Genomic DNA, 9,228 nt, shown 5'->3' with positions numbered 1-9,228 from the left:
CTTAAAAGGACCGGGCGTATTTTGCCCGGGTTTTCTTATCATTATTGCGATTGTCATATTTCTTTACGAATTATATAAAAAAAAGTTTCATTATTTGGAATAAAGTCCTTCTTCCAAATAAATTATCCAATAATTTAAGTCAATTCCTTGCTCATATGATAAAATGTCCCTCCATAGATTACCCAAGGTCCGGATACTTGGTAACCCATACGTTTATATAGACGAATCGCAGCTTCTTTTTGTGGTTCCACATTCAGCACAACTTTTGAAAACCCAGCGTCTCGAGCAACTTGATCTGCGTGGGATAGTAATAAACTACCGGTTGCTTGACCACGGAAGTCCGGATGTACACAAATGGTATCAATATAATATTCATCTATGCGAGCTTCTGGAGGAATCGAAGTGAGTTGTCCACTTTTTTTATATAACCATTGAATCAAATTTTCATCGAGTGTAAGTGCATCTATACCTGAATAGAGTACCATTACCGCTACAACAGATTCCTGCCGTTCAGCTACGACAGTGTGTAAGTAAGAATGCCGATTATCTTCTCGTCTAAATAAGGCAACAAGTTCTTGTTCCACGGAAGCTGGACTTGTCTCTCCTGTCATTTGTTCTGCAATTTCTCCGATAGCCTCGATGATTAGAGGCACAGCTACTGCTGCATCCGTTGGTCTTGCTCTTCTTATATGTAAAGTCATTGCGTTTAATCTCCCATCATCTACTATTTGCGATTCATTATTCTTATGTTTCGGATGAGTGTTTTTCAGTTCATATATATAGAACGTTATCTTATTCTATTGTGTTAATCGATGAAGATTTACATGCCGATTTTTATAGCTATTATTTCATAGCCTCTCTAGCAAATCAATATGATCTGTCCGAAACATAAGGTTAATTGGTCGTGTGTTTTAAATTTTTGGTTTTAGATACCATTTTCATAAGGGTTGGTAACGCCAAACCAATGTACGCATCCGGCTATGGTGCTACCAGTCAACGGCTACACCATAAATTGCCCACGTAAGCATAACTGCATTGATATGAAACAATTCAACTTCCATTTCCAACGGCGTAATAAATAGGGGGAAATATCTATTAAGGCAACCTTTAATTTAATTTCAATTGTTGAAGTGTACGCTTCAAAAGATACAAAAAAAGCTAATCCACATTGTGGTTAGCTTTTTTCTCTTTAAGTGCGTGTTCAAAAAGGAGCATAAAAAGAGCCGAGTAGGCCGAGGCGGCGTAGCCTTCGAGCACCGGAGGGTATGGTGTTGATACGTGAGGAGCAGAGAAGCAAGCCAACGAAGAGATACGACAGCTATTTTTAGCGGACTTTTTGAACAACCTCTTTAAGTAACTTTACAGTATTCTCATAGATCTTCGGCCGAGCGTACCAGTAGCAGAATAATTATTTCAAATTGATCAATTCTAGTTACACTTAACCAGCGTGGAACTAGAAGATGCTTTGCTTTTTTTATTCCACCAGATACGTTTTTATCACATGTTCATGCAAGTCGTCGCCTTTTGTCACATGGATTTCAATTTCGTAGGTGCCTAACTCAGTAAATGTAAACTCGGTCTGATAAGTACCCGCTTCTAGTTCAGAAACTTCTAGCCATGCATGGTGATCATCGCCTTCTCGTGAAATATCATATCGAACACGGGCTCCTTCTAGTGGTGTGCCCGATAGTGAGACGTTGGTTACTAACAAGGTAGCCTTTCCGACAGTAGTTGTACCCTCTGTAAATTCAATGGTGGCCGCTTGATCATGATGATGGGTATCACCGTGTGCTGGTGTTTCATTTGTTTCAGAATCTTCATCGCCATCTGTCACAATAATTTGTTTAGTTGGCATTACATGTAAATTCCGTGCTGCTACATGTGACGTGATATCATACGTGCCAGTTGTTTCAAATGAATAGTTAATTGCATAATGTTTATCATCGTTTAATGAAGCTTCAATCATCTCTTTTTCTCCTGAGATTGTGTTCTTGACTTCAAACATCACTTCATCAGCATCTTCAACAATTTCCTGTCCTTGTGTAACCGCGGCAGTAAAGGTGATTTCTTCACCCAAGATGGCTGTTTGAGGGACTGTTAAATCCACCTCAACCATTTCAGGCACTTCGTCAGAAGTTGTTTTTATAGGTTCTTCAGTTACCCCACAAGCACTTAAAAGTATAGCACCTAGTATAGAGCCGATTAAAAAAAACTGTTTCATCAGGTTATTCCTCATTCCTTCTTTATGCAATTATTGTAGCAAATCGTTGCAATTGTTGCAGTGACAAAGTATTGAACACTTAAAAACTATTTCAAGGTATATTGTAAGGTAAATTGTATATGTGAAAATAATGCGATTTTTCAGGTAGGTCATGATAAAATAATATTTTAGTAACAAGGGCTGGAGGTTATAAAGTGTCAGTACATTTACGAACAATTATGACCATTTTATTTGCGAGTATGCTAACCTTGCTAACCTTTTTTATAGGGTCAGTTTTTACAGATCGAGCAGGAGAAGAAGTCCGAAAAGAAGTGGGTCAGTCTTTAGCAGGGCACTCATTTCAATTGGCAGATAAACTTGATTTGTTTATGGCCGCTCGATTTAACGAAGTCCAATTAATCAGTGGGTTACCAGCTTTTAGAAATCAAAACATAGAAGAAGCACAACAATTAATAGATGAGTTACAAGAAAAATCCCCATCATTTTCATGGATTGGACTAACAGATGCAAAAGGTACAGTAATTGGGTCAAGTGATGACATATTAAAAGGAGCGTCTATAGCGGAACGTCCTGTATTTTTAGAAGCGTTAGAAAAGCCGTTTATTGGGGACGTGCACGAGGCCGTCTTATTATCCAAACTGCTTCCAAATCCTTCAAGTCGACCATTACAATTTGTTGATATTAGTGTACCCATAATTAATGAAAAAGGTGTTTTTCATGGCGTATTTGCTACCCACTTAAGTTGGGAATGGGCTGAAGAGGTTAGACAAACCTTAATGGAGTCAACTGATCAGCAAAAGAAGTTGGAACTCTTAATCGTCAGTAATCGAGATCGAACCATTCTTTTAGGGGCGGATCATCTCGTGGGACAACCACTAAATACAGGACTGTTGAAAAACTTACAATCCGCAAGTAACAACTGGATAGAAACGACTTGGGGTGATAATAAAAACTATGTAACTGGTTATGCAAGAGGTGAAGGCTATTCAGATTTTGATGGACTAGGATGGCATGTTATCGTGCGTCAACCAATTGAAGAAGCATATGCTGGCATTAACAAATTGGAAATTTTCATGATTATCATTGGTGCAGTGGCAATTGTGTTATTCTCAATTATTGGTTGGATATTAGCCAATCAAATCGCACGACCATTACGAAAAATCACCATGGCTGCTCGTGAGATTGGTGAAGGAAAGATTCATGAAATGCCTATTATTCGTGGGATTAAAGAGGTAGAGGGGTTATCCCTATCAATTCGAAACATGGTGCTAACAATTACTGCAACACAGACAGCATTAACAAAAATGGAATCTCTTGCGCATCAAGATACATTAACAGGTCTACCCAATCGGATTGCTTTGTATGACAAAATGAAAACCACGGTACTTGATAGTGACAAGCAGTGGCTTATATTTTTCATAGATTTAGACGGTTTTAAACAGGTAAATGATCAATATGGTCACCTTTCAGGAGATAATGTTTTGAAGGTAATAGCTGAACGTTTAACCTCAATTACAAGTGAAGAGCAATTTGTGTATCGACTAGGGGGCGATGAATTTGTCTTTCTTTCAACTAGTACAACAAAGGACCCACGACAAGAAGGGCAAAAATTCATGAATAAAATGATTTTATTAATTAGAGAACCAATTCAGTTGGAAGAAGTAACAGTAGAAGTTGGATGTAGTGTTGGTGCTGCTATTTATCCACTAGATAGCGACCACCCTATTGAAACGATGCATCTAGCTGATGAAGCACTTTACGTGTCAAAAGAAAATGGAAAGAATCAAGGGACCTTCTACACAAACAGAGGAAAAAGTCATGTATGAGGCTGTCTCAGCTGACTGTCATTAGGGTGCCAATTTCTAAAATAGGAGATCGAAGATGCCAATAATAAACCATTCCATTTATATAGAAGCATCCATCAATCGATGTTTTAATCTCGCTAGAGACGTAGAGACACACACAAAAACCACATCGAATACAAAGGAAAGAGCAGTAGGAGGGATTACAGCAGGGTTACTTAATAAGGGTGATTGTGTCACATGGGAAGCCGTTCATCTTGGATTTAAACAGAGATTAACAGCTCAAATCACAGAAATGGAAGTTCCGTACACCTTTACCGATGTACTCGTTAAAGGTGCTTTTCATTCCTTCACTCATACACATAGATTTGTAGAGAGTTCAACAGGAACAATTATGGAAGATACTTTTGAATATAAATCCCCATTTGGAGTAATAGGGTAGTTAGCAGATTGGTTGTTCTTAGAAAATTATATGAGGAAGTTTATTGTTTCTCGTGCAAATGAATTAAAGAAGATAGCAGAGGTTAAGTAAGAACTTGAGGGGAAAGACCTCTCGTTTCTTTGACATATTTTCTTCATGTGGTGATTATACAACTAAAATATACGCAATCAGATTCGGTCATCTAATCGAAACGAAGCATCCATTTTTTCTAAAAGTTTAATCCAGGAAATTAATAAGTATTGATTTCCCCAAGCTTTATGATATTATTATTTAGGTTTATCTACTTGGGAGGGAAATGAATGGAGTATAAAGGTGCATCTTCTTATAACGACAATCAATTTTTCGATAATTACATATCCAGAAGAAATCGTAAGGAAAGTCCAAACAATGTTATTGAAAAACCAATATTGCTTGATATGATTGGTGATGTGAAAGGCTTAAAAGTATTAGATTTAGGATGTGGAGACGCTTTATTTGGAGTAGAACTTCTAAAAAAAGGATGTTTCTCGTATGACGGAGTAGAAGGTTCGGAAAACATGCAAAAAGAAGCTACTAAAAATTTAGATGGGACAGTAGGTAATGTACATCTTTCCCCAATGGAAACATGGTCTTTCCAATCAAGCAATTATGATTTAGTGGTTTCCCGATTAGCTCTACATTATCTAGCGGATTTAAAGGTTTTATTTAAAGAAGTTCATAGTTCATTGGCAAGTAATGGAAAGTTCATATTTAGTGTGCAACATCCTATATTAACTTCTTCAATTAAAAGTGCTGCAGTCTCTTCCTCAAAAACCGATTGGATCGTAGATGATTATTTTAATAGCGGTGAAAGAGTAGAACCTTGGATTAATAAAAAAGTGGTTAAATATCATCGGACGATTGAAGAGTATTACCAACTTTTAAAACAAGCTGGCTTTAAGGTTGGAGATATTAGAGAAGGTACGCCAAGAACTGAAGAATTTGCTGATGAAAGTGAATATAAGCGACGAATGAGAATTCCTCTTTTCTTACTGTTTGCTTGTGAAAAATAAGAAGTTATAAATGAAACCACTGCCTATTTTGGTAGTGTTTTTTTATTTATCTTTACTTGACATCAATTAATAACCTGTTCTATTATATGTATAACAAAACTGTTCTAATTATAATAGAACAGAAGGGAGGCGCATATGTTCATTGAAATAGAAGCAAATTCGTCCGTGCCAATTTATTTACAATTGGTCCAACAAATTATTGAAGGGTTGGCAAAAGGAAGCTTGAAACCCGGCGATTCATTGCCATCCGTTCGTGCGTTTGCTGCAGATCTTGGTATGAATATGCACACTGTGAATAAGGCCTATCACTATCTAGAAGAGAAAGAATTTATTCGAATTGTCCAGAAAAAAGGTGTGGTTATACATGCAAAAGGTATTCGCGAAGCCTCAGCTGCTGACCGCAATCGTTTGAAACAAGAATTGCGTCCAATCGTTGCAGAAGCTCTGTGTCTTCAAATGTCTCAAGAGGAAATCAAATTATTAGTGAAAGAAATTATTACCGATTTGAAGGAGAAGTCGTTATGACTGCAATTATATTTATTCTAATTTTACTCTTCATCATTGTCATTCAAGCTTTTTTACCGAAGTTTTTAAAAGCAAGTGAAGTATTCGGGGTATATATTCCAGATACACATGTAAATGACAGCCGTATTGTCAAAATGAAAAGTCGTTATACAAAGGTCTTGTTAACTGGTGGAATGGCAATTATCCTGTTTTTTATAGGTTGGTTATTGTTGTTACGTCCTTCAGATCAACATATCGTGTTATTAGGAATGGTTGCTCAAATCTTGGCAGTTGTTTTCTCTATTGGGTTATACGCAAAAAATCATATTACGCTATCTAATTGGAAAAAGACGGAGAAATGGACATCAGGGCAAATTGAAAGAAAAGTCGTAGATCTACAGTTTCGAGAACAACTAAAACTGTTACCCAATATATTCTTTATCCTCCCAATGCTTGTGCCGATCACTTTAGGTATCTATGGATTAACTCAATATGAAACGTTACCAGGTCAAATCCCCATACACTGGGGACCGGATGGGGAAGCAGATGGTTTCGCTGAAAAAAGCTGGTTTTCCGTTAGTTCGTTGCCTTTAATGACACTTGTTTTACAAGGAATGTTGTTGTTTTTCAATAGCGCGATGAAACAATCTGGTTCGAAGATTCAAGTTCAACAGAAAAAGCGTTCACGTGAGCAGCAACTTGCTTTTCGGAAGTATTCAAGTTGGTTATTATTTGTCGTGACGATTTCGGTAACATTGCTGATGGGCTATTTACAACTGACAATCATTGCTCCGGAAATTATGTCATCAGGAGTTACACTTGCCTTCACCATTGGATTTTTGATTGTCATTTTAGGATCGGTATTATATTACACAGTAATAGTGGGGCAAAGCGGCACCAGGATTTCTATTACTACTCATGAAATAAACCAAAAAGGTGTCATCGATGCGGACGATGATAAATACTGGAAGATGGGGTTGATATATATAAATAAAGACGACCCGAGTATTCTAGTTGAAAAGCGGTTTGGTATTGGGTGGACTGTAAACATGGGACATAAAGGTAGTTGGATTTTTCTTGGATTGTTATTTGGAACTATTGCACTTATTGCAATAGTACTTTAAAAAAAGGAGTGAGAGAAATGGACTTATTACAGGAAATTCCTTGGGGTATCATCGCACCAATATTTATTATTCAATTGATATTACTAATCATAGCACTTATTGATTTATCGAAAATAAATGATACAAACGGACCGAAATGGCTCTGGGCTTTAATCATTATTTTCGTCAATATTTTGGGACCAATACTGTATTTCATTTTAGGAAGAAAGCAATTATGATGCCAATCTTAGAAGCAAATAAACTGACGAAAATATACGGAAAAGAACAGGCTGTGAATGAAGTAAGTTTTTCACTAGCAGAAAATTCATCGACTGCTTTAATCGGAGCTAATGGATCAGGCAAAACTACGACATTATCCATGTTAGCGGGATTATTGAAGCCAACAACAGGAACCATTTTGTTAAATGGCGAAGAACATGTGGATGTACGAAAGTCCGTTGGGTTTTTACCATAATATCCACAGTTCTTTACTTGGTTAACCGCATTAGAGTTTACTGAAATGGCAGCGAAATTAAGTGGAATGGACATACGTAATTCAAAAATTGAAGCCCAAAAAACGTTGGAATTTGTTGGACTTGGAGAAGCGTTACGAAAAAAAACAGGCACTTTTTCAGGTGGTATGAAGCAACGCCTTGGTTTGGCGCAAGCCATTGTTCACAAACCGAAGCTGTTATTGCTAGATGAGCCTGTTTCCGCACTTGATCCTGTTGGAAGACGTGAAATCATGGATTTACTGAAAAACTTACAACAAACCATGACAATATTGTATTCCACGCATATTTTGAACGATGCGGAAGAAATGACGGATCAAGTATTATTTTTAAGAAAAGGACATTTAGTAGAACAAGGATCACTGGGTGATGTACGGGCGAAATATGATTCTCCACGTTATCGCGTGGAATTTATTAGCGAGCAAGATGCGCTCACTTTTGCAGCAAGAGCTCCATGGGAGATGAATTATAAAGGACCATTTGCCACTATCAAAATGAGCAATGATACGCCAGAGATGAAAGAAGTATTAGGTTATTTAGCTACCAGTGGTTTAGGAGTTCTGAAAGTGGAACGTCAAACTACAAGTTTAGAAGAAATATTTATTAAGGTGGCGGGCCGCGGATGAAAGACTTAGTAGTTTTATTCCAAAAAGAATGGCGTGAAAACACCCGCAATTTTAAAATCTTGTGGATTCCACTGATTTTCATTTTCTTTGGTATCACCGAACCGGTAATGAATCATTACTTGCCACAGATATTAGAGACAGTCGGGAATATTCCGAAAGATGCAAAGTTCCCATTTCCTGAATTTACACCTCAACAAGTTTTGATGTCCACAATGGGGCAATATCAATTCATTGGTATGCTGGTCATCGTGCTAGCATTCATGGGGACGGTATCCAGAGAGCGTAAAAACGGAACGGGAACATTAATTTATGTAAGACCCATTTCGTATCTAAGTTATTTCCTCAGTAAATGGAAAGTCGTTAGCATCATTGTATTAGGGAGTGTCTGGCTCGGGTTGTTGACGAGTTGGTATTACACAGAACTCTTATTTGGCAATGTCGATCCCTCAAACTTCTTCGCATTTACAGGCACCTATAGTGTATGGATCTTATTCGTCGTAAGTGTAGTTTTAGATGCAAGTGCATGGTTACCAACTGGAGGTGCTGCAGGGATATCACTTGTATTGGTTCTAGGCGTTCAATTAATCGATTCTCTACTCGGAGCATATTGGACGGTATCACCATGGAAGGTATCAATTTATGCGACACAGTGGTTAACTGGATCTCCAGATTTAACTGATTTCTGGTGGAGTATAATCGTAACTACTATGGCAATCATTGCTTTGGTTGCATTCGGAGTATGGATGTCAAAACGAAATTCGCTGAAAACAAAAGTGTAAATTGAAATATCCTTCAAAATGAATGGAAGCAATTAAAAATGTTAGATTTATTGTATGTTTTATTCACTATTGTCCTTTCTAAATAAATGGTGAAAAGGACAATAGTGTTTCTCTAGAAAACCATATTGATTCAACAATGTAGAAAAAGTGTTGTTAGGAAGTCCTTCCCGCTGCTCTAAATGGTTAAAAACACATAAAACAAACTCTT

General features: G+C 37.3%; 8 protein-coding genes and 2 pseudogenes. 8 read left to right on the top strand and 2 right to left on the bottom strand.

What is annotated here, in order from left to right:
- Positions 1–134: 134 nt before the first annotated feature.
- Together B371_RS0103990 and B371_RS0103985 are read right to left on the bottom strand one after the other, a co-directional pair.
- The gene (locus tag B371_RS0103990) at positions 135–701 is read right to left on the bottom strand and encodes a GNAT family N-acetyltransferase (RefSeq protein ID WP_019413013.1); all 567 of its coding nucleotides are present in this window, start codon (positions 699–701) and stop codon (positions 135–137) included.
- A 773-nt stretch (positions 702–1,474) separates the two neighbouring features.
- On the bottom strand, positions 1,475–2,221 hold the full coding sequence (locus B371_RS0103985; RefSeq protein WP_019413012.1) for a FixH family protein: 747 nt from the start codon (positions 2,219–2,221) through the stop codon (positions 1,475–1,477).
- Positions 2,222–2,415: 194 nt separating this feature from the next.
- Here B371_RS0103985 and B371_RS0103980 point away from each other — a divergent pair, with 194 nt between their 5' ends.
- From B371_RS0103980 to B371_RS0103945, 8 genes and pseudogenes are all read left to right on the top strand, one after another.
- The gene (locus B371_RS0103980; RefSeq protein WP_019413011.1) at positions 2,416–4,047 is read left to right on the top strand and encodes a diguanylate cyclase domain-containing protein; all 1,632 of its coding nucleotides are present in this window, start codon (positions 2,416–2,418) and stop codon (positions 4,045–4,047) included.
- Between the two features lie 55 nt (positions 4,048–4,102).
- Positions 4,103–4,555, top strand: a pseudogene (locus B371_RS21245) (SRPBCC family protein).
- A 209-nt stretch (positions 4,556–4,764) separates the two neighbouring features.
- Complete coding sequence (locus B371_RS0103970; protein WP_019413009.1) at positions 4,765–5,496, top strand: class I SAM-dependent methyltransferase; 732 nt, start codon at positions 4,765–4,767, stop codon at positions 5,494–5,496.
- Between the two features lie 135 nt (positions 5,497–5,631).
- A complete protein-coding gene (locus tag B371_RS0103965; RefSeq protein WP_019413008.1) occupies positions 5,632–6,021 on the top strand; it encodes a GntR family transcriptional regulator in 390 nt (129 codons plus the stop codon).
- A complete protein-coding gene (locus B371_RS0103960; protein WP_019413007.1) occupies positions 6,018–7,124 on the top strand; it encodes a DUF1648 domain-containing protein in 1,107 nt (368 codons plus the stop codon). The genes B371_RS0103965 and B371_RS0103960 overlap by 4 nt, the downstream gene beginning before the upstream one ends.
- 17 nt (positions 7,125–7,141) lie before the next feature.
- Complete coding sequence (locus tag B371_RS0103955) at positions 7,142–7,342, top strand: PLD nuclease N-terminal domain-containing protein (RefSeq protein ID WP_019413006.1); 201 nt, start codon at positions 7,142–7,144, stop codon at positions 7,340–7,342.
- A pseudogene (locus B371_RS21240) lies at positions 7,339–8,241 on the top strand (ATP-binding cassette domain-containing protein). The gene B371_RS0103955 and the pseudogene B371_RS21240 overlap by 4 nt, the downstream one beginning before the upstream one ends.
- A complete protein-coding gene (locus B371_RS0103945) occupies positions 8,238–9,020 on the top strand; it encodes an ABC transporter permease (protein WP_019413003.1) in 783 nt (260 codons plus the stop codon). The pseudogene B371_RS21240 and the gene B371_RS0103945 overlap by 4 nt, the downstream one beginning before the upstream one ends.
- Positions 9,021–9,228 lie beyond the last annotated feature (208 nt).

It is taken from the genome of Paenisporosarcina sp. TG20 (genome assembly GCF_000286315.1).
In the GTDB taxonomy this organism is placed as follows: Bacteria; Bacillota; Bacilli; order Bacillales_A; family Planococcaceae; genus Paenisporosarcina.
Note: the sequence above shows the minus strand (reverse complement) of the source record. Positions and strands in the feature narration are given on the sequence as shown.